This is a genomic window from Streptomyces bicolor (assembly GCF_000719285.1).
GTDB classification, from domain to species: Bacteria; Actinomycetota; Actinomycetes; order Streptomycetales; family Streptomycetaceae; genus Streptomyces; species Streptomyces bicolor.
In genome coordinates this window covers 1-20,440 of sequence record NZ_JOFS01000024.1, presented here as the reverse complement: position 1 = coordinate 20,440, position 20,440 = coordinate 1, and the positions used below count along the sequence as shown (strand labels likewise).

Here is a 20,440-nt window from a genome sequence, read left to right as displayed (position 1 = left end):
GGTCAATGCGTGTGCGGCCGATTGAGGGGGCGGGGTGGCGTGAGGGTGCGGAGCTACTTCGGTAGCTCCGCGGCGCGGGTGCGGGCTTGGGCGGCTTCGGTGGCGGCGTTGGCGAGGGTGAAGGCGTCGGCGGCCTCGAGGTAGGCGGCGCGCGCCTCGGTGTGGTGGTCGGCGGCCTCACGGGTTACGGCAAGGTTGTAAAGGGTCTGCCCCGCGCCGTACCAGTCCTCGAACTCCCTTCGGAGATCCAGGGACTTGCCGTACGCCACGATCGCGTCCGCGCCCCGGCCCGCCGTCCGCAGGACGATGCCGAGGTTATGCCACGTCATGGCCTCCCGGTGGCGATCTCCGGCTGCCCGGAACAGGTCTCGGGCGCGGGTGTGGGCGTCGATCGCCTCCTCCGCCCGGCCCGTCTCCTGTAGTGCGATGCCGAGGTTGTTCCACGCCATGGCCCCGCTGTAGCGGTCTTCGGTTGCCTGGAACAGGTCGCGGGCGTGGGTGTGGGCGTCGATCGCCTCCCCGGCTCGGCCCGCCTCCTGCAGGGCCAGGCCAAGGTTGTCCCACGCCATGGCCTCGCGGTCGCGGTCTCCGGTTGACTGGTAAAGGTCTCGGGCGCGGGTGTGGGCGTCGATCGCCTCCCCCGCTCGGTCCGCATTCCGCAGGGCGAGGCCGAGGTTGTTCCACGCGCTCGCCTCGTCCAGCCGGTCCCCGGCCCGGTGGGCGGCGTCCAGTGCGGCCTCCGCGACGGCGATCCAGTCGTCGAAATACCGCCGCCAGGGAAGATACTCCGCCAGGCAGCGGGCCAGCCGCACCGCTGTGTCCGCGAACCGCTCCTCCCGCCCCCACCCCACCGCCGCGACCAGACCCGCCCGCTCCCCGTCCAGCCACGCCAGTGCCTGCCCCCGGTCACCGAACCGCTCCGGCTCCTCCATCCCCGGCAACCACCGCAAACGATCACCAGCCGCACTCGCCCACCGCAAGTAGAACCCCAGTACCCGCTCCCGCGCCGCCTCCGCCTCCTCCCGCAACGCCGCATCCCCTGCCACCACACCCGCCCCGTACGCGCGTACCAGGTCATGCACCCGCCACCGCAGGGCGGGAGCCGTCCCGTCGACACACCGCACCGGCGTGACCAGATGAGTGGCAGCCAACTCCTCCAACAGACACAGCGCGGCCTCCAGACCGAGGTCGGCGAGAGCGGCGATCACCTCTGCGCCGGTCTCCGCACCCGGAGCAACGCAGAGCAGACGCAGCAGCCGGGCCTGCTCGGGCGGCAGTCGGCGGTAGGAGGTCTCCAACACAGGACGCACGACGAGCGAGCGGCCGTACAGGTCCGTGCCGGGGCTGCCTTGGTCGAGAACCGTGGTCGGGTCACCGGCGTCACGGATCTCGGTCACCAGAGAGGCGATGTCCCGATGTCGTCGCCGGCGCAGCATTCCCGTCGCGATTTGCAGGGCCAGCGGCAAATTGCCGCAGAGCTCGGACAGTTCGCGAAGCGCCTCGGTTTCGCGCCCCGGGCGTTCATCGCGTTCGTCGGTGTCGCGCAGGGCGCGGGTCACCAAGGCGACCGAATCGTCCGGGGCGAGTGATTCCAGGTCGATGAGGCGCACCGGAAGCGCGTCGGGACGGTCCCGGGAAGTGATGACAACCCGGTGGTGGTCCGTGCCGGGCAGCAGCGGCAGGTACTGGGAAGGATCCGAGGCGTTGTCCAGGAGCAGCAGCATCCTGTCCCGCCGCTCGGCGAGAAGCGCGCGGTACGCGTCGTACTGCCGATCCGTCGTGGGCGGCAGATCCCGGTCCCGCACCCCAAGCGCGTCGAGCAGCGCCAGGACCGCCTGATCAGCCGTGACCGGGTCGTCGTCATACCCACGCAGGTCCACGAAGAGCGTCCCGCCCGGGAACCAGCCCCGCGCACGGGCCCGGTGCGCCGTCTCCACCGCCAGCGCCGTCTTCCCGATGCCGCCCATACCCGTGACGGCGAAGATGAGGAGCGGGAGTGCGGCTGTGTCGTCCCTGTCGGGTGAGAGGTACGGGAGTAGACGCTCCAGGTCCGCCGATCGACCGGTGAAGCCCAGCGGGCGGGGCGGGAGCGTTGCGGTTGCTCGCGGTACCGGGCCGTGAGCGGTGCCCCGGCCGCCTCTACCGTCGCCCGTCGCTCTTGCCGGTGACGGGGCCGTAGAAGGTGCCGCCCCGGAAGTCGATATGGTCTCCGCCGTACGTCGCTCCGCCGTCACCGCGCCGATGGGGACCCTCCTCGGAGTCGGAGGAACCCTTGCGGGGCTGGTGCTTGCGCAGTACCCCCACCGTCACCGCGGCCGCCTGCCCGGCGGCGAGTTCCTGTGAACCCGAGGCGTCCGCCCTGCTCTTGCCCGCGTCGGCGCGGTCGCTGATGCCCCGGATCACCAGTGCGTTCAACTGGCCGTTCAGATGGGCCGCCTGGAGCGCACCGGAGCCCTCCATCTCGATCGCGCCCGCGTCGTTGTAGCTCCGGCGGATGAACCGGGCGATCTTCGACTCGGAGTCCGCCAGGACCACGTCACCCGTGGCGATCGGCATGAAGTGCGCCCGTACGTCGGGCATGTCCCGCACGGCGGAACGGGCCGCCTGTTCCAGCGCATGCGAGCCCGGCAGGGACTTCGGCCGGACCAGGAAACCCTCGGGTGTCTGCTTGCCGCCGTGGATCTCGTACACCTGCGTGCCCACGACGACGTCGCCGATCCCGACGTCGTCCTTCAGGCTGCCGGCGACTCCGACGAAGAGCACGGCCTCGGGATGCAGCCAGCTGATGAGCTGGGTGGTGAGAGCGGCGGCCCGCTCGGCGCCCATGCCCAGCTCGGCGATGGCAACATGCCAGGACGTACTCGGCAGTCGACCCTTCTCGACACGGGTTCCGTCAGGGTGCACGAGCTCCCGTCGCTTCTCCACGTGCGCGCGGATGGCGGCGTATTCGAGGGGGAGTGCGGTCAGGACGAGAACAGTGGGCTGACTCTCCGGCACACTCATAACGTACAGCCGGGGGAAGGGAATCGAGTGCCGGAACAGGACGTCACCGTCGGGCAGTTGCTGCTCGCCGAGTACCAGAGCGTGAAGGACGAGCAGAAGGCGCGCATCGGGTTCCGGGACAACCTGCTCTACGTCACGCTGGCCGTCGTCGCCGCCGTCATCGCCGCGGCCGCCCAGGCCAAGCAGGCGTCGATGCTGCTCGCGCTGCCGCCGGTGTGTGTCGTGCTGGGGTGGACCTACCTCGTGAACGACGAGAAGATCTCCGCGATCGGCAGGTACGTCCGCGAGGATCTCGGGCCGCGGCTTGCGGCGCTGGCCGAACCGGGTGGCGGTTTCCGGGCGTTCGGTTGGGAGACCGCGCACCGGGGGGATGCGCGGCGCCGGTCCCGTAAGGCCGTCCAGCTCCTGGTGGACCTGCTGGCCTTCTGCGCCGTGCCGTTGGCTGCGCTGGTCCTGTTCTGGGCGGACGGTGATTCCGGGCCGCTGCTCGTCGTGCTGTCGGTGGCGGAGGCGTTGGCCGTGGCGGGGCTGGCCTGGCAGGTCGTGTGGTACGCGAAGGGGGCGTGAATTCCAGGCGGTCGAAGCCCGCACCCGGGCCCGCGACCTGCACCAGGCCGCCGGCGACCGTCACCGCGGAGCCGGCGCGTGGTCGGCGAGGGGCAGACACTGGCGATCCTGACCGTCGCCTACGAGGCCGCCGACCACCACACCGAGGCCCGCGCCGCCTGCCTCGAGGCCGCCGACGCCTTCACCCGCGCAAACGCCCCGGCCACAGCAGCCCAACCCGCGCCCGAGCCGCCCCCCTGGACCCTTCCCCCTCCCTCTAACGCCCCTTCTCCACCCCCCGAACCCACCGATAAACCAACTCGGGCCGCCCCACCTGCCCATAAACCGGCGCCCGCTCAGCCCTCCCCGCCTCCACCAGATGCTCCAGATACCGCCGAGCCGTGATCCGAGAAATCCCCACGGCCTCAGCAACCCCCGCCGCGGTGAGCCCCTCCTCCACCTCCCGCAGCGCCCCCGTCACCCGCTCCAAGGTCGGCCCGCTCAACCCCTTCGGCAACGCGGCCGGCCCCGGCGCCCGCAGCGCCGCCAACGCCCGGTCCACCTCGTCCTGCCCGCTCGCCTCCCCCACCGCCGCATGGAACTCGGCGTACCGCACGAGCCGATCCCGCAGCGTCGCGAACGTGAACGGCTTCAGTACGTACTGCACGACCCCCAGCGACACCCCCTCCCGCACCACCGCCAGATCCCGTGCCGACGTCACCGCGATCACATCCGCGTGATGCCCGGCCGCCCGCAACGACCGGGCCAACTGCAACCCGTGCACATCCGGCAGGTGAAGATCCAGCAGCAGCAGATCCACCGGCGTCCGCTCCAGCGCGCGCCGCGCCTCCGCGCCCGTGTGCGCCTTGCCGACCGCGACGAACCCCGGGACCCGCCCGACGTACATCATGTGCGCGTCCGCCGCCACGGGGTCGTCCTCCACGACCAGGACGCGAATCGCCTGTTCGGCCGCCGCCGTCATACGTCACCTCTCGAAACCACCGAGCCCCTGGAAACGGTCCCGTCCGCCGAAGCGACGCCGTCTGCGGAATCAGAGCCCTGCGCCGGCCCGGCCCTCACCTCGGACCCGGTCCCCTCCGCCGAAGCGGCCCCGTCCTCGGAACCCGCGCCCTCCGCGGACCCGGCCCCTCCCCCGGATCCGTCCCCGCCCCCCAACGGCAACCGCACCTCAAACACGGCCCCACCCCCGTCGGCCTCCGCAACCAACAACTCCCCTTCATGCCGCCCCACGGCCTGCCGCACCAGCGCCAACCCCAGCCCCCGACCCCCCGGCCCCGCCGGCTTCGTGGAGAACCCCCGCTGGAACACCGCCTCCGCATGCGTGGGATCCACCCCCGCCCCGGTGTCGGACACCCGCAGCACCAGCTCGCCACCCTCGGCATACGCAGTCACCGTCACCCGCGCCCCCACACTCCCCTGCGCCGCGTCCACCGCGTTGTCGATCAGGTTGCCCAGTATCGTCACCAGGTCCCGCGACGGCAGAGCGTCCGGCAGCAGCCCGTCGTCCAGCCGGCTGTCCTCAGACACCACCAGCTCCACGCCCCGCTCGTTCGCCTGCGCGGTCTTCCCGAGCAGCAGTGCGGCCAGCACCGGCTCGCTCACCGCCGCGACGACCTGATCCGTCAGCGCTTGCGCCAGCTCCAACTCGGCGGTCGCGAACTCCACCGCCTCCTCGGCTCGCCCCAGCTCGATGAGCGATACGACCGTATGCAGACGGTTCGCCGCCTCGTGCGCCTGTGAGCGGAGCGCCTGCGTGAAGCCCCGTTCGGAGTCCAACTCGCCCATCAGGGACTGGAGTTCGGTGACGTCCCGGAGCGTCACCACCGTCCCGCGCCGCTCGCCGCCCGACACCGGGGAGGTGTTGACCACGAGCACCCGTTCCGCCGTCAGATGCACCTCGTCCACCCTCGGCTCGGACGCCAGCAGCGCCCCGGTCAGCGGCGCGGGCAGGCCCAGCTCCGCGACCGAGCGCCCCACCACATCGCCCGCCACCCCCAGCAGCTCCCGCCCACCGTCGTTGATCAACGCCACCCGGTACTGCCCGTCCAGCATCAGCAACCCCTCACGCACCGCATGCAACGCGGCCTGGTGGTAGTCGTGCATCCGGCTCAGCTCGGCCGCGTTCATGCCGTGCGTGTGCCGGCGCAGCCGGGCGTTGATGACGTACGTCCCGATCGCGCCCAGCGCCAGCGCGCCCCCCGCCACCCCGATCAGGGCCGTCAGCTGGTCCTGCACCCGCTTGCTGATCGCCTCGACCCGGATACCCGCGCTGACCAGCCCGACGATGTCCGCCGGGTCCCGCCCACCGTCGTAGATCGGTACGACCGCGCGGACTGAGGGGCCGAGCGTGCCCGTGTACACCTCCGTGAAGGGCTCGCCTCGCAGGGCGCGCTCCGTGTGGCCGCGGAAGTGCTGGCCGATCTGCTCCGGATCGGGGTGCGTCCAGCGGATGCCCTCGGGGTTCATGATCGTGACGAAGTCGACGTCGGCGTCGTGCTGGACACGGAGCGCGTACGGCTGGAGCTCGGCCGTGGGGTCGGCGGTGCGGATCGCCTCCCGTACGGAGGGGGCGTCGGCGATCGACTGGGCCACCGCCATGGCCTGCCGACCCGCCGCCTCCTCGGCCTGGCCGCGGTCGCTGACGTAGGTGAACACCGCGTACCCGGCGACGAGCACCGCTATCAGCACGGCCTGCATGGCGAAGAGCTGGCCGGCCAGGCTGCGGGGGCGCGGAATGGCGGGGATGCGCATGTCGTCAGTCTGCCTCGCTGGCCGATTGTGAACTAAATGAACGGAAGGGTGACCGCCCTCACACGGCAGGAGATAGTCACCGCATCGCTGAATGAAGACACCCCCGCATGACACCCCCGTCCCCGGGGCGGCGTGCCCCTCCCCGGGGCGCGGCACCTGATCAGCGAACCCCCACCCCGGACGTGAGCCGCACGCCGGTGATGCCGACGAAGACGTCAAGGAGGGCAGCCGTGGCCGCCGCCAGTTCCCCCGATACGGCACCTGCCGCACCCGTCACCAAGCGGGACCGCACGCACTACCTCTACATCGCCGTGATCATCGCGGTGGCCCTCGGTATCACCGTGGGTCTGGTCGCACCCGACTTCGCTGTCGAGCTGAAGCCCATCGGCACGGGCTTCGTGAACCTGATCAAGATGATGATCTCGCCGATCATCTTCTGCACGATCGTGCTGGGCATCGGCTCGGTACGGAAGGCCGCCAAGGTCGGTGCCGTCGGCGGTATCGCGATGGTCTACTTCCTGGCGATGTCGCTCGTCGCGCTCGGTATCGGCCTTGTCGTCGGCAACATCCTGGAGCCGGGCACGGGCCTGCAGATCACCGACGCCATCAAGGACGCCGGTCATGAGCAGGTCGACTCGGAGGCCAAGGACACCACCGAGTTCCTGCTCGGCCTCATCCCGACCACGATGGTCTCCGCCTTCACCTCGGAGACGGTCCTGCAGACCCTGCTCATCGCGCTGCTCGCCGGCTTCGCGCTGCAGGCCATGGGCTCGGCCGGTGAGCCGATCCTGCGCGGTGTGGAGCACATCCAGCGCCTCGTGTTCCGCATTCTCGCCATGGTGATGTGGGCCGCCCCCGTCGGTGCTTTCGGCGCCATCGCCGCCGTCACCGGCTCCGCGGGTGTCGACGCGCTCAAGAAGCTGGCCATCCTGATGCTGGGCTTCTACGTCACCTGCTTCCTCTTCGTCTTCATCGTGCTCGGCGCGCTGCTGCGGATCGTCGCCGGCCTCAACATCCTCACGCTCTTCAAGTACCTGGGCCGTGAGTTCCTGCTGATCCTGTCGACCTCGTCCTCCGAGTCCGCGCTGCCGCGCCTCATCGCGAAGATGGAGCACCTCGGCGTCAGCAAGCCGGTCGTCGGCATCACCGTCCCGACCGGCTACTCCTTCAACCTCGACGGCACCATGATCTACATGACCATGGCGTCCCTGTTCATCGCCGACGCGATGGGTACGCCGATGTCCATCGGTGAGCAGATCCCGCTGCTGCTGTTCCTGCTGGTCGCTTCGAAGGGCGCGGCCGGTGTGACGGGCGCGGGCCTGGCCACCCTCGCGGGCGGCCTCCAGTCGCACAAGCCCGCCCTGGTGGACGGCATCGGCCTCATCGTCGGCATCGACCGCTTCATGAGCGAGGCCCGTGCCCTGACGAACTTCGCGGGCAACGCCGTCGCCACGGTCCTGATCGGAACCTGGACCAAGGAGATCGACAAGGACAAGGTCAGCCAGGTGCTCGCCGGACAGCTCCCGTTCGACGAGAAGACCCTGCTGGACGACGACGGTCACGGCGGCCCGGCCGCGGAGGCGCCGGAACAGAGCGGCGACAAGGAACTCGCCAAGGCGTAGGCCCGCCCCTGAGGGGGCTCGGCCCTCGCGCCGCCCCAAGGCCTCCGACCCTCTCCTCGCTCCGGACGTCCGGCCCCGCCTGAACCGGGGCCGGGCGTCCGGCATCACACTCCGGGCGGCCGAGTAGCTCCCCCGTCGCTCGGCCGCCCGGTTCACATTGCCAGGCCCACGGATCCGCGATCTCCCGCAGCAGCGTCAGCGCCTCCCGCAACCGCTTCATCCGGCGCTTCCCGAGGTGCTCCTCCCACTCCTCTCGACCTCGGCGACCACCGCGTCGGCGACCTCCTTGGCCGCCCGGGCCTTCTCCGCCCCGCACACCAGCCGGGCCCGACATCGAGTGGACGCGCGGGAGGGCGAGGAGGTCCGCGGCCCGATCGCCGGCCTGCTCCTGGTGTTCACGGGGCGCCCGGAGGGGGCCGGGAGTGGTTCGCGCGCACAGCCACCGCACCGGGGGAGCGAAGGGGCGGGCCCGAGGCGAGGGCCCGCCCCTTCGCGGGCCGTTCACCCCCGCTCACCCAAAACCCTTTGACCCGCCCCTCGCCGGGCCCGCACGCTGGAGGCCCTGATCCGGGCTGACCACCAGGAGGCGGGCATGGCGCAAGAGGCGTCACCCCTCGCACGCGAACATGAGCCGTCACTCCACGCGCCGGACCGTGAGCCGTCTCCGAACGTGCGGGACCGCGAGCCGCCCTCCGTCTCGATCGAGCAAGTGAACGACCTCTTCCACGAGTTCCTCACGGCGGTCAGCCGCGCATCACGCAACGACCAGGAAGACGGCCGCAACCTCAGCACCCGCCTGCAGGCGCACCTGGGCGCCACCCCCACCGACCGCCCCGTCGTCAAGGCGGCCTACGCGCCGTACGACCTGCCCAACGTCCACCTCGCCCTGGAGCGCTGGTTCGCCGCCGATCCCGCCCGCTCCCACGAACTGATCGGCCTGCGCGGTGGGCGGCACCACGGCGACCTCACCCTCGGCGACATCCTCGACGCGGCCGACCGCTACGACCACTTCGTGATCGGCGCCGTCGACTACGCCCACCTCCCCGTCGCGCCGGATACCGAACTGGCCTGCGTCTCCTGCGGGTTCTACCTCGGCCGGGACGGCGACGAACGGTTCGCGGTGCTGCTGCGCGGGCCGCAGGACGAGTACGGGCGCAACAAGGTCGAGGTGGAGGTCCTCGCGCGGGACAAGGAGTTCGCGGACCGTCTGCTCGCCGGGCTCGACACCCTCGTACGCGAACACAACGTCTTCCGCGGCCAGGTCCTCTCCTTCGAGGGCGCCGAGTTCCGGCACGGCCTCGGACCCTTCAGCTTCCACCGCCGCCCCGCCCTCACCCGCGACGACGTCGTCCTGCCCGCCGGCCTCCTGGAACGCCTCGAACGCCAGGTCATGGGCGTCGCCCGGCGCCGCGAGCAACTGCGCGCGGCGGGCCAGCACCTGCGCCGGGGCCTGCTGCTGTACGGCCCGCCCGGCACCGGCAAGACCCACACGATCCGCTATCTGCTCTCCCACCTCCCGCAGTTCACGGTGGTGATCCTGTCCGGCACCAGCATTTCCGCCATCGGCCCCGCCTGCGCCCTGGCCCGGATGCTCCAGCCGGCGCTCGTCGTCCTGGAGGACTGCGACCTGATCGCCGAGGCCCGCGACTACGGCGGTGGCGACCAGCCCCTGCTCTTCCAGGTCCTCAACGAGATGGACGGCCTCGGCGACGACGCCGACGTCGCCTTCCTCCTCACCACCAACCGCGCCGACCTGCTGGAGCCGGCCCTGGCCCAGCGCCCCGGCCGTATCGACCTCGCCGTCGAGATCCCGCTGCCCGACGCCGAGGGCCGCGCCCGCCTCCTCCAGCTCTACGGCGCCGGTCTCGGCCTCGGCAAGGACATCGCCGACGAGGTGGTGGCCCGCACGGAGGGCACGACGGCCTCCTTCACCAAGGAGCTGGTACGGCGCTCCGTACTGATCGCGGCCGAGCGCGAGTCGCCCCGCACGGAACCGGACGACGTCCGCGCCGCCCTCGACGAGCTCCTCTCCGACCACGACCACCTCACTCGCCGCCTGCTCGGGGTGCGGGACGCGGAGACGGGGCCCGACGGGGAGGACATGGGCGTGGAGGCGGAGGGCCGGTAGGGCGAGGGGGAAGCCCTTCTCACTCCTCCACACCGTCCAGCCGTGCCAGCTCCTCCACACCGTCAAGCCGTCGCAGCTCCTCCGCGTCGAGCACCAGCTCAGCCGCGGCCGCCGAGTCCCGTATCGACTCCGGGCGGCTCGCCCCCGGAATCGGGATCACGGCCGGGGACCGCGCCAGCAGCCAGGCCAGGCACACCTGCTGAGGACTGACGCCGTGCGCGTCCGCCACGGCGTGGAACGCACCGAAGCGCCCCTCGCCCTCCGACCGTGACGGCCCGTCCAACGAGCTGCGGGAGATCCCGCCCAGCGGGCTCCACGGCAGGAACGCCAGCCCGAGCTCGGCGCAGAGCCGCAGCTCGGCCTCGCTGTCCCGGACGGCGGGCGAGTACTGGTTCTGCACCGACACCAGCCGGTCGCCGAGGATCCGGTGGGCGCTGCGGATCTCGTCCGCGTCCGTGTTGGAGACGCCGGCCAGGCGGATCTTGCCCTCGTCGAGCAGTTCACGCAGGGCACCGACCGACTCCTCGAACGGGACGGCCGGGTCGGGCTTGTGCAACTGATAGAGCCCGATCGCCTCCACGCCGAGTCGCCGGATCGAGGCCTCGGCGGCGGCCTTGAGGTGGCGGGGGTCGCCGTTGACCGTCCAGCCGCCGTCGGACGGTCTGCCGCGGCCGCCCTTGGTGGCCACCAGAACGCCGTCCGTGTCGCCGCCGTACGCGGCCAGCGCGCGGGCGACCAGGAGTTCGTTGTGGCCGGGCCCGGCGCCCGGCAGATGGTACGAGTCCGCCGTGTCCAGCAGCGTCACCCCCGAGTCCAGGGCGGCGTGCACGGTGGCCAGGGCGCGCTCCTCGTCGGGGCGGCCCTCGAGGGACAGCGGCATCACGCCGAGGCCGATCGCGCTCACGCGGTGAGGGCCCAGAGTGCGGTGGCGCATGTCAGCCGCCGTCCTTTCCAAGGGTCTCGGCGACGGCCTTCGGGAGCCACTGCCGGGCGTGCGTGAAGCGGAAACCGAGCCGCGTGGCACGGGAGTTGTCCATGCCGTAGGAGCGGGTGAAGGCGAACGGGGAGACCTCGCCGACCTCGACCTGCTGGAAGACGGTCCGGCCGTCCAGGATGTGCGCGGCGATCTCGGCGCACAGCTCCTCGGTGGTCAGCGGGCCGTGGGAGGCGGCGTTGACCGGGCCCGTGAAGTCCTGGCCCACCGCCCAGTGCAGGAAGTCGGCGATCTCTTCGACATGGATGTACGTGGCCGGGTGGTTCACCATCGGCACCGCGATCGGCTCGCCGGTCCGGATGCGGTCCGCGTAGTGGGCGATACGGCCCGTGAAGTCGTCGTCCCCGCCCAGCACATGGGCGACGCGCACCGCCGTGTACGGGAAGGCCGGTGCGGCGGCGAAGACGGCCTCCGCCTGCCGCTTGCCCTCGCCGTAGTGGGTGTCGAGGAACTCCGCGTCGTTCCAGGGGAGTTCGAGTTCCACGGCCACGTCCAGCGGGTCCACGTCCGACTCGCGTACGAGGGCGATCGAGTCCTCGTACTCGTACACCTCCACCGTGGACGTCATCACGTAACGACGGGTGCGGCCGGTGAACACCCGGCGAGCGATCTCCGCCTGGCGCGGGGTGTAACAGACCTGGTCGACCACGACGTCGAAGGTCCGCGAACCCAGCGCCGCCGTAAGGGACTTCTCGTCGTTCCGGTCGGCCACAAGGTGATCCACGCCGGGTGATGGCGCCGACGAGCCGCGGTTGAGAACCGTCACCCGGTCTCCGGCGGCCAGCAGTCGCGTGATCAGCCGCTTGCCGAAGTAGCGGCTGCCGCCGATGACCAGTACCTCTCGTGCGTTTCGCATGACCATAATTCTCCGGGCCATTCACCGCGTCCTGAAGGGGAAGACATGGGAGATCCGACCACCGCGCCGAAAGAACCACGGCATCTGCGCCCAACCGCCAACGAAACCCCGGTGGCCTTCGACGCCCTGGACCGGCAGATCCTCGAACTCCTCCAGACCGACGGCCGGATCAAGCTGAGCGAACTGGGCCGCCGGGTGCGGCTCAGCCCGGCGGCCGTCACCGAGCGGGTACGGCGGCTGGAGGCGGCGGGCGCGATCACGGGGTACGGCGCCCAGGTCGCCCCCGCCCGGCTCGGCTACGGCATCCAGGCCTTCATCCGGGTCAACCCGCACGGCGGCTACAACCTCCGGCACCCGCGCACCCTGGAGCTGATCGACCGCCCGGAGATCATCGAGGTCCACCATGTCGTGGGCGAGGACTGCTGGATCCTCAAGGTCGCCGTCGAGGACACGGTCCACCTGGAGGAGATTCTCGAAGAGACCTCGGCGCTGGGCCGCACGACGACGTCGATCGTGCTGTCCTCCCCGGTGCGGACGAAGCCCCTGCTGCCGCGGTTGCCCTGACGTCGGCGTCAAGGCTTACGTTCGTACGCATGCGAATCGGCGAGCTGGCCGCACGGGCCGGGACCACGACGCGCACGTTGCGCTACTACGAGTCGCGGGGGCTGCTGCCCGCGCGGCGCGGCGACAACGGCTACCGGAGGTACGACGAGAGCGACCTGACGTTGCTGCGGCAGATCCGGACGCTTCAGGACTTCGGGTTCGACCTGGAGGAGACCCGGCCGTTCGTGGAGTGTCTGCGGGCCGGGCACCCGGAGGGCGACTCGTGTCCCGCCTCGCTCGCGGTCTACCGGCGCAAGCTGGCGGAACTCGACGCGCTGATCGCCGAGTTGCGGGCCGTGCGGGCACAGATCGGGGTGCGGCTGGCGGCGCTGAGCGAGGGGGAAGAACCGTTGTGCGAACTGGGAGGGCAGGAACTGTGATCAAGGCGGCGGGCGTGGCCGAGGTGACTGACGCGGACTTCGAGGCGGAGGTGATCGGGGCGGAGCTGCCGGTGCTGGTGGAGTTCACCGCGGACTGGTGCCCACCATGCCGGCAGATGGGCCCGGTGCTCACCGCTGTGGCGGTGGAGGAAGGGGAGCGGCTGAAGGTGGTGCAGCTGGACGTGGACACCAACCCGCTGACCACGAACGCGTACAAGGTGCTGTCGATGCCGACGTTCATGGTCTTCCGGGGCGGCGAGCCCGTGAAGTCGATGGTGGGGGCGCGGGCCAAGCGGCGGTTGCTGGAGGAGCTCGCCGACGTGCTCTGACCGGACGCACGACGTGAGCTGACTGACGCCATACGAAGAAATCCCCCGAGCAATTGCGCTCGGGGGATTTCTCTGCATATATTCAATGGTTCGCGACTTCAGTGGAATTGGTCGCGAAGAAGTTCAGTGAGCACAGTATATCCGGGCGGGAGCAGAATTGTCAAACACCGAATTTCAAGACGGTGAAATGCGCCGCGAGCAGGAATTCATCGACGACCTGTACGCGCGCGTGGACGCGCTGCGCGGTGACACCGAGACGTCCGTCACGGACGCGCTCGCCCAGGGCAACACGCCCATGCAGGCCAGGCTGGAGCGCGACATCCTCGTCGCCGAGCGCTCGGGGCTGCTCGCCGCGCTGAACGCCGTGGACGGCTCGCTGTGCTTCGGCCGGATCGACCTCGCCTCGGGTGTCGCCCACCACATCGGCCGCATCGGCCTGCGCACCGACGACGCCGACCGCACGCCCATCCTGATCGACTGGCGCGCCGACGTCGCCCGCCCCTTCTACCTGGCCACCGGCCACACCCCGATGGGGATCAGGCGCAGGCGGCACATCACCACCAGCGGCCGTACCGTCACCGCCCTGCACGACGAGATCCTCGACCTGGGGGACCAGGAGCGGACCGGCCACGAGGACCCGACCGGCGACGCCGTGCTGCTCGCCGCGCTGAACTCCGCGCGCACCGGCCGGATGAACGACATCGTGCAGACCATCCAGGCCGAACAGGACGAGATCATCCGGGCACCCCACCGCGGGGTGCTGGTGGTGGAGGGCGGCCCCGGCACCGGCAAGACGGCGGTCGCCCTGCACCGAGCCGCCTACCTCCTCTACGAACACCGCGAACTGCTCGCCAAGCGCGCGGTCCTGATCGTCGGCCCCAACCCCGCCTTCCTCGGCTACATCGGCGAGGTCCTGCCCTCGCTGGGCGAGACCGGCGTGCTGCTGGCCACGGTCGGCGAGCTGTTCCCCGGTGTTCGCGCGACGGCGACCGACACGCGCGCGGCGGCCGCCGTGAAGGGGCGGGCCGACATGGCGGACGTGCTCGCCGAAGTCGTACGCGACTGGCAGGCGCTGCCCGATCCGGTGATCGCGATCGAGCACGACCGCGAGGTCCTGATGCTCGACGACGACCTGGTGCGGGTCGCCCGCGAACGCACCCGGGCCGCGAAGCTCCCGCACAACGTGGCGCGGGAGTACTTCGAAGGGCACATCCTCAACACGCTCACCGAGCTGTACGCCGAGCGGGTCGGCACCGATCCCTACGACGGCTCCAGTCTGCTGGACCCCGCCGACATCACCCAGATCCGCGACGAGATCGCCGAGAACCCCGAAGTGTGGGCGGCCATCGACCAGCTGTGGCCACGGCTGACCCCGCAGCGCCTGGTCGCCGACTTCCTCGCCGACCCGGTCGGCTACCTCCCCGACGAGGACGCGGCCGCCGTCCGCCGCCCCGTGACGCGGGAGTGGACCGTGGCGGACGTACCGCTGCTGGACGAGGCGGCGGAGCTGCTCGGCGAGGACGACCGGCTGGCGCGGGCGCGCGCCGAGCGCGAGCGGGAGACGCAGGTCGCGTACGCGCAGGGCGTGCTGGACGTCTCGTACGCCTCGCGCACCTACGAGTTCGAGGACAAGGAGGACGAGGACAGCGAGGTCCTCTCCGCGCACGACATCATCGACGCCGAGCGCTTCGCCGAACGTCAGGAGGAGGACGACCACCGCAGTGCCGCCGAGCGCGCGGCGGCCGACCGCACCTGGGCGTTCGGGCACATCATCGTCGACGAGGCGCAGGAACTGTCGCCGATGGCCTGGCGACTGCTCATGCGACGCAGCCCGACCCGCTCGATGACACTGGTGGGCGACCCGGCCCAGACGGCGGAGGAGGCGGGCGTCGGCTCGTGGCAGAAGATCCTCGAGCCGTACGTCGAGGACCGCTGGGAACACACCCGCCTCGGCGTCAACTACCGCACGCCGGCCGAGATCATGGAGCTCGCGGCGGCGGTCGTACGCGCCGAGAACCCCCACTTCGAGCCGCCGAGTTCGGTGCGCTCGACCGGAGTACGGCCCTGGGTACGCGCCACCGACGACCTGCCCGGCGCCGTGGCCAAGGCGGTCGAGGAACTGACCCCGGCCGAGGGCCGCCTCGCGGTCATCGCACCGCGCCATCTGCACCGCAGGCTGGCGGCGGGGCTGGACGGGGTGACGGCGGGGGCGGAGCCCGACCTCACGCAGACCGTCGTGCTGCTCGACCCGCGGCAGTCGAAGGGGCTGGAGTTCGACTCGGTGTTGGTGGTGGAGCCGGGGTTGTACGGCACGAGTGACCTGTATGTGGCGTTGACGCGGGCGACTCAGCGGCTCGGGGTGCTGCACACCGGTCGGCTGCCGCAGGCACTGGTCACGACCTGGAACCGTATTCGACCCCGCCAGGGGGCTCTGCCCCCTGGCGGCGATGGGAATGGGTAGGGGCGGCGGGGCGAGAAACTAGGCCGGGCGCAGCCACACCGTCGCCAGCGGTGGCAACGTCAGCGTGATGCTGGCCGCGCGACCGTGCCAAGGCTGGGCCTCCGGCTTGATCGGGTCGGGATTCGTCACGTCGCTGCCTCCGTACTTCGCCGCGTCGGTGTTCAGCGTCTCGTGCCACGCCGGGACGTCGTCCGGCACCCCGAGGCGGTAGCCGTGCCGCACGACCGGCGACATGTTGGACACGGCCAGCAGCGGAGCCCCCTCCGCGTCGAACCGAAGGAACGCGAAGACGTTGTCGTCGGCCGCGTCCCCGACCACCCACTGGAACCCGGAGGGATCCGCGTCCCGTTGCCACAGCGCCGGCGTGTGCCGGTAGACGGTGTTCAGGTCGCGGACCAGGTCCCGCACCCCACGATGGCCGTGCACGACCTCGTCGTGGGAGATCGGCAGGACGTAGTTCTCGCTGTAGGCGTACACCATCGAGAACGTCATCTCGTTGTGGTGGTACTTGCGGTGGACCGGCTCCTTGGACATGTACTCCAGCGAGTCGTGCATCCAGCCCATGTTCCACTTCAGGCCGAAGCCGAGGCCACCGAAGCCGCCGGGACCGGACACGTGCGTCGGACGTGTCACTCCGTCCCACGCCGTGGACTCCTCCGCGATCGTCACGACGCCGGGCACCCGCCGGTACACCGTCGCGTTCATCTCCTGCAGGAACGCCACCGCGTCCAGGTTCTCCCGGCCCCCGTGCTCGTTCGGCACCCACTGGCCCGGCTCACGCGAGTAGTCCAGGTAGAGCATCGAGGCGACGGCGTCGACCCGCAGCCCGTCGATGTGGAACTCCTCGCACCAGTAAAGCGCGTTGGAGACCAGGAAGTTGCGCACCTCGCGGCGGCCGAAGTCGAACTCCAGCGTGCCCCAGTCCGGGTGCGCGGAGCGCAGGGGGTCCTCGTGTTCGTACAGCGGGCGGCCGTCGAACTCGGCCAGCGCCCAGTCGTCGCGCGGGAAGTGCGCCGGTACCCAGTCCATGAGGACGCCGATGCCGGCCTGGTGCAGGCGGTCGACCAGGTACTTGAAGTCGTCCGGCGTGCCCAGGCGGGCCGTGGGCGCGTAGAAGCCGGTGACCTGGTATCCCCAGCTGCCGCCGAAGGGGTGCTCGGCGACCGGCATCAGCTCGACGTGGGTGAAGCCCAGGTCCTTGACGTACCGGGGGAGCTGCTCGGCGAGTTGACGGTACGTCAGCCCTGGGCGCCAAGAGGCCAGATGGACCTCGTAGACCGAGAACGGCGCCTCGTGCGTCGGCACGGACCCGCGCCGCTCCAGCCACGCCGCGTCACCCCACTCATACCGCGAGGCATGCACGATGGACGACGTGTTGGGCGGGGCCTCGGTGCGGCGGGCCAGCGGGTCCGCGCGCAGGGTCTTCGAGCCGTCGGGCCGGGTGATCTCGAACTTGTACAGCTCGCCCTCGCCGATGCCGGGCACGAACAGCTCCCATACGCCGGTGCCGCCGAGCGAGCGCAGCGGATAGCCGGTGCCGTCCCAGTAGTTGAAGGTGCCGGCCAGGGACACGCCGCGCGCGTTCGGCGCCCACACCGTGAAGCGGGTGCCGGTCACCCCCTGGTGCGTCATCGGTTCGGCGCCGAGCGCCCGCCACAGCTCCTCGTGCCGACCCTCACCGATCAGATGCAGGTCGAGCTCGCCCAGCGCGGGCAGGAAGCGGTACGCGTCCTCGGTCTCCTGCACCGAGCTCTCGTACGCCACGAGCAGCTGGTAGCCCGCCGGCACCTCCCGCAGCGGCAGCAGCCCCGAGAAGAACCCCTCCCCGTCGTCGTGCAGCTCGGCCCGCATGCTTCCCACGACGACGGTCACCGACAGGGCGTACGGCTTGAAAGCCCGGAAGGCGACACCGCCGGGCACGGGGTGCGCGCCGAGGACGGAGTGCGGGTCGTGGTGGGCGCCGGTGAGGAGACGGTCGCGGTCGGCGGCGTCGAGAGCGGGGGAGACGGCGACCTCAACGGGTTCGGGTGACCTCGGGATCGCCTTCTGCGCGGGGATCTTCTTCTGTGCCGCTTTCTGCGCGGGGATCTTCTTGGCGGCGGCCTTCTTGCCGACGGTGCTCTTCGACGCCGTGCTCTTGGCCGCCGTGTTCTTGGCCGCGGTGGTCTTGGCCGCGGTGGTCTTCGCCGTGGCCTTCTTCGCCACGGCCTTCTTCGCGACGGCTTTCTTGGCGGCGGCCTTCTTTGCCGTGGCTTTCTTCGCGGGTGCCTTCTTCGCGGCTGCCTTCTTCGTGGCGGACTTGGACGCCGCCTTTTTCGCCGTCCCCTTCTTCACGGCCTCCGCGGCCTCCGCGGCCTTGGTCGTCGCCTTTTTGACGACGCTCTTCTTCTCGACCGACTGCTCGGCTTCCGAGCTGCTGGAGGGAGTGGTGCGGGGGGTCACGGGCGGGGCCTCCTAGGAGAAGGTGGGGATGGGGGTGTCGGGGGGAATCGGGTGCCGGTGTCCGTGGCAAGGCGGCGTATCGCGGACAGCGGTACCGGGAGCCAGTCGGGGCGGTGGCGGGCCTCGTAGACGACCTCGTAGATCGCCTTGTCGGTCTCGTACGCGCGCAGCAGCACCGGATCCGTCCGCGGATCGGCGCCGCCGACCTGTGCGTATCCGGAGCAGTACGCGGCCCGGCAGGCCTCGGCCCAGCCGGGTATCGGACGGTCGGCCGAGTGGGCCGCGTAGTCGAAGGAGCGCAGCATCCCCGCGACGTCCCGCACCGGCGGCTGCGGCATCCGCCGCTCGGCCAGCGGCTTCGACGGCTCGCCCTCGAAGTCGATGAGCCACCACTGCCCGGAGGGCGAGCGCAGGCACTGCCCGAGGTGCAGGTCGCCGTGGATGCGCTGGGCGGTCCAGGTGCACCCCTCGGCGGCCAGACCGGCCAGCGCCTCGAAGGCGGAGCGCAGGCCGGGCGCGTACGGCCGCAGCGCGGGTACCGCCTGCGCGGCGGCCTGAAGCCGCTCGACCATGCCGTCGACCAGCTGCTGCACCTGCGAATGCCCCAGGGTCACGGTCGGCAGCGTACGGGCAAGCGCGGTGTGCACCTCGGCAGTGGCGCGCCCGAGCGCACGTGCCGCGGCGGCGAAGTCCTCACCCTTGGCCAGTTCACGCAGCGCCAGCTCCCAGCCGTCCGCCGCACCCTGCACGAAGGGCTGGAGCACACCGAGGACGTACGAGTCACCGGCCAGCTCCGCGCGGATCCACGCCGTCGGCGCGGGCACCCGGTCACAGCCCTCGCGGGCCAGGGCCAGCGGGAGCTCCAGGTCGGGATTGACGCCGGGCACGACCCTGCGCAGCAGCTTCAGGATGAACGTATCGCCGTAGACGACCGACGAGTTGGACTGTTCGGAGGTGACCAGGCGCGGCACCAGGCCGGACCGGATCTCCTGGCTCCGGTCGCGTTCGAAGCGCAGGGCGCCGATCCGGGCCCCGGTACGCAGCGCCTCCAGGAGCAGCTCGCAGGGGCGCGGGTCGTACAGGGCGTCGTACACCGTGCGTCCGGCGAGCGGGCCCTCGGCCACATGTCCGATCAGCGCGGGCGCCAGCCGGGGCGGCAGCGCCTCGCGCTCGCCTATGAGGAGCTGGTAGCAGTCCGCGGGCTGCTCGGGGGCGCCCGGCACGGGCACGAGGGGCTGATGGGCGCGCACCAGGAGGTGGTACAGGCCCAGCTTGCCGCCGGGCGGCAGCAGCTCGGTGGCCGCGACCAGCGCGAAACCGGTGACCGGACGCCCCTTGCCCGCGAACCAGCGCTGCCGCGGCAGCCACTCCCGCAACAGTGGATCCAGTGACGCAAGGAGGCCGGGCGGGGTGGTGGTGATACGGGTGACGGCTTCCGACATGGCGTCGCGTCCTTTCCCCGGGTGGTCGGGGTGTTACTCATGCGTGCCCCGGGCGGGGCGGGGGAAACCGCCCCGCCCGGGCTCTCAGGCGGCTTCCCTGCGCAGCCGGAACCAGTAGAAGCCGTGACCGCCGAGCGTCAGCAAGTACGGCAGTTCACCGATGGCCGGGAATCGCACCCCGCCGAACAGCTCCACCGGATGCCTTCCGTTGAACCTGCGCAGGTCCAGTTCCGTCGGCTGGGCGAACCGGGAGAAGTTGTTGACGCACAGGACGAGATCGTCCTCGTATTCACGGAGGAAGGCGATCACGGCCGGATTCGACGACTGGAGTTCGGTGTACGAGCCGAGTCCGAAGGCCGGATTCTGCTTGCGGATCTCGATCATGCGCCGGGTCCAGTGCAGGAGAGAGGACGGCGAGGACATCGACGCCTCGACATTCGTCACCTGATAGCCGTAGACCGGGTCCATGATCGTGGGCAGGAACAGCCGTCCCGGGTCGCTCGACGAGAAGCCGGCGTTGCGGTCCGGGGTCCACTGCATGGGCGTGCGGACGGCGTCGCGGTCGCCGAGCCAGATGTTGTCGCCCATGCCGATCTCGTCGCCGTAGTAGAGGATCGGCGAGCCGGGCAGCGACAGCAGCAGAGCCGTGAACAGCTCGATCTGGTTGCGGTCGTTGTCGAGGAGCGGGGCCAGCCTGCGCCGGATGCCGATGTTGGCGCGCATCCGCGGGTCCTTGGCGTACTCCGCGTACATGTAGTCGCGCTCTTCGTCGGTGACCATTTCGAGGGTCAGCTCGTCGTGGTTGCGCAGGAAGATGCCCCACTGGCAGCGCGAGGGGATGGCCGGGGTCTTGGCGAGGATT

The 20,440-nt window shown here is 70.9% G+C and carries 16 protein-coding genes; 7 read left to right on the top strand and 9 right to left on the bottom strand.

Features of this window, described 5'->3' with window-relative positions:
• Positions 1-53: 53 nt before the first annotated feature.
• Positions 54-1,967 (bottom strand): tetratricopeptide repeat protein, encoded by a 1,914-nt coding sequence (locus IF78_RS0128370; protein WP_031485683.1) that lies wholly within the window; start codon positions 1,965-1,967, stop codon positions 54-56.
• Between the two features lie 172 nt (positions 1,968-2,139).
• Positions 2,140-3,003 carry a 5'-methylthioadenosine/S-adenosylhomocysteine nucleosidase family protein gene (locus IF78_RS0128365; protein ID WP_031485681.1) on the bottom strand — a complete coding sequence of 288 codons (864 nt, stop codon included), beginning with the start codon at positions 3,001-3,003 and terminating at the stop codon, positions 2,140-2,142.
• 27 nt (positions 3,004-3,030) lie between these two features.
• On the opposite strand from IF78_RS0128365, the gene IF78_RS0128360 reads away from it, so the two are divergent.
• Positions 3,031-3,570: a hypothetical protein gene (locus IF78_RS0128360; protein WP_031485679.1), complete on the top strand. Its 540-nt coding sequence runs from the start codon at positions 3,031-3,033 to the stop codon at positions 3,568-3,570.
• Between the two features lie 256 nt (positions 3,571-3,826).
• Here IF78_RS0128360 and IF78_RS0128355 read toward each other — a convergent pair whose 3' ends face one another.
• On the bottom strand, positions 3,827-4,531 hold the full coding sequence (locus IF78_RS0128355; protein ID WP_031485677.1) for a response regulator: 705 nt from the start codon (positions 4,529-4,531) through the stop codon (positions 3,827-3,829).
• A complete protein-coding gene (locus IF78_RS0128350) occupies positions 4,528-6,321 on the bottom strand; it encodes a sensor histidine kinase (RefSeq protein ID WP_078662624.1) in 1,794 nt (597 codons plus the stop codon). Before IF78_RS0128350 ends, IF78_RS0128355 begins: the two co-directional genes overlap by 4 nt.
• 200 nt (positions 6,322-6,521) lie before the next feature.
• Between IF78_RS0128350 and IF78_RS0128345 the strand changes: the two genes are divergently transcribed.
• Positions 6,522-7,943, top strand: coding sequence for a cation:dicarboxylate symporter family transporter (locus tag IF78_RS0128345; protein WP_051828240.1), 1,422 nt, complete (start codon positions 6,522-6,524; stop codon positions 7,941-7,943).
• 592 nt (positions 7,944-8,535) lie between these two features.
• Positions 8,536-10,071, top strand: a complete 1,536-nt coding sequence (locus IF78_RS0128340) for an AAA family ATPase (protein WP_078662623.1) — start codon at positions 8,536-8,538, stop codon at positions 10,069-10,071.
• Positions 10,072-10,090: 19 nt separating this feature from the next.
• Here the strand turns inward: IF78_RS0128340 and IF78_RS0128335 are convergent, their stop codons facing one another.
• Positions 10,091-11,005 (bottom strand): aldo/keto reductase, encoded by a 915-nt coding sequence (locus IF78_RS0128335; protein ID WP_031485670.1) that lies wholly within the window; start codon positions 11,003-11,005, stop codon positions 10,091-10,093.
• A gap of 1 nt (position 11,006) precedes the next feature.
• Positions 11,007-11,921 carry an NAD-dependent epimerase/dehydratase family protein gene (locus IF78_RS0128330; protein WP_234439904.1) on the bottom strand — a complete coding sequence of 305 codons (915 nt, stop codon included), beginning with the start codon at positions 11,919-11,921 and terminating at the stop codon, positions 11,007-11,009.
• Positions 11,922-11,966: 45 nt separating this feature from the next.
• Between IF78_RS0128330 and IF78_RS0128325 the strand changes: the two genes are divergently transcribed.
• From IF78_RS0128325 to IF78_RS0128310, 4 genes are all read left to right on the top strand, one after another.
• Positions 11,967-12,485: an Lrp/AsnC family transcriptional regulator gene (locus IF78_RS0128325; protein ID WP_031485666.1), complete on the top strand. Its 519-nt coding sequence runs from the start codon at positions 11,967-11,969 to the stop codon at positions 12,483-12,485.
• Between the two features lie 29 nt (positions 12,486-12,514).
• Entirely contained in the window at positions 12,515-12,904 is a 390-nt protein-coding gene (locus IF78_RS0128320) for a MerR family transcriptional regulator (RefSeq protein ID WP_031485663.1), read from the top strand.
• A 14-nt stretch (positions 12,905-12,918) separates the two neighbouring features.
• On the top strand, positions 12,919-13,233 hold the full coding sequence (locus IF78_RS0128315) for a thioredoxin family protein (RefSeq protein WP_037641471.1): 315 nt from the start codon (positions 12,919-12,921) through the stop codon (positions 13,231-13,233).
• 187 nt (positions 13,234-13,420) lie between these two features.
• Positions 13,421-15,694, top strand: coding sequence for a HelD family protein (locus IF78_RS0128310; protein WP_051828238.1), 2,274 nt, complete (start codon positions 13,421-13,423; stop codon positions 15,692-15,694).
• 18 nt (positions 15,695-15,712) lie between these two features.
• Here IF78_RS0128310 and glgB read toward each other — a convergent pair whose 3' ends face one another.
• From glgB to IF78_RS0128295, 3 genes are all read right to left on the bottom strand, one after another.
• Positions 15,713-18,136: a 1,4-alpha-glucan branching enzyme gene (glgB, locus tag IF78_RS0128305; protein ID WP_078662622.1), complete on the bottom strand. Its 2,424-nt coding sequence runs from the start codon at positions 18,134-18,136 to the stop codon at positions 15,713-15,715.
• Positions 18,133-19,578, bottom strand: coding sequence for a maltokinase N-terminal cap-like domain-containing protein (locus IF78_RS0128300; RefSeq protein WP_037641457.1), 1,446 nt, complete (start codon positions 19,576-19,578; stop codon positions 18,133-18,135). The genes glgB and IF78_RS0128300 overlap by 4 nt, the downstream gene beginning before the upstream one ends.
• An 84-nt stretch (positions 19,579-19,662) precedes the next feature.
• Positions 19,663-20,440, bottom strand: a 778-nt coding sequence (locus IF78_RS0128295) for an alpha-glucosidase C-terminal domain-containing protein (protein WP_031485655.1), incomplete at its 5' end; no start/stop codon positions are given.